This is a genomic window from Paenibacillus sp. JJ-100 (assembly GCF_948329825.1).
GTDB lineage: Bacteria > Bacillota > Bacilli > Paenibacillales > Paenibacillaceae > Paenibacillus.
On sequence record NZ_CAOJCM010000021.1, the window covers coordinates 1 to 764 of the forward strand.

Below are 764 nucleotides of genomic sequence, written 5' to 3' on the forward strand. Positions count from 1 at the left end.
TTATTATGGCTTTAGCCAGTTGAGTGCGTGAAACGCGCGAAACAAAAAACCACCCGCTATGCGGGTGGAGGGATTAGAGGTTTGACCACCATGACCATTCCAATACAATTGAGATGTTCAGGCTCAAAAAGAAAGGAATGGTCATTGATGGCAACGAAGAGCTACAGCCTAGCTCACACAAAGTGGATGTGTAAATACCATATTGTGTTCACCCCGAAGTATAGACGTAAAGAAATTTATAATCAAGTGAGAAGAGACTTAATCGAAATCTTCAAACGTTTGTGTAAGTACAAAGGAGTAGAAATTATAGAAGGTCACATGATGCCCGATCATGTGCATATGCTGGTAGCCATTCCCCCTAAAATTGCGGTCTCCACGTTTATGGGATATCTAAAGGGAAAAAGTTCGCTTATGATCTTCGAAAAACATGCTCAGCTCAAGTATAAATACGGAAATCGAAAATTTTGGGCTGAAGGATATTATGTGAGTACGGTGGGGCTAAATGAAGCAACCGTAAGAAAGTATATTCGTGAGCAAGAAGCACACGATCAGGCAGTAGATAAGCTGAGTGTAAAAGAATACGAAGATCCATTCAGCAGTAATCGGAGCAAAAAGAAGTAAAACCAGTTTAACTGGTAAGTGAAAGAGACAAATAACACTGAGCCTGAACAGCCCTGCTGTCAGGCTAGCGTCTTTAGGCGCAGTTTGGCAACAGGGGGTTATACCCCAAGAGCAAACCACCCGTTGGACGGGTGGTCCTGATT

Annotated in this window: 1 protein-coding gene; it reads left to right on the forward strand. The window is 42.7% G+C overall.

Features of this window, described 5'->3' with window-relative positions; all coding sequences use genetic code 11:
• Positions 1 to 147 precede the first annotated feature (147 nt).
• Positions 148 to 621, forward strand: coding sequence for an IS200/IS605 family transposase (tnpA, locus tag PQG66_RS25220; protein ID WP_138227108.1), 474 nt, complete (start codon positions 148 to 150; stop codon positions 619 to 621).
• Positions 622 to 764: the final 143 nt, after the last annotated feature.

Coding starts and splice junctions, on each gene's coding strand:
- tnpA (WP_138227108.1), top strand. CDS start 148: ATGGCAACGAAGAGCTACAGCCTAGCTCACACAAAGTGGATGTGTAAA.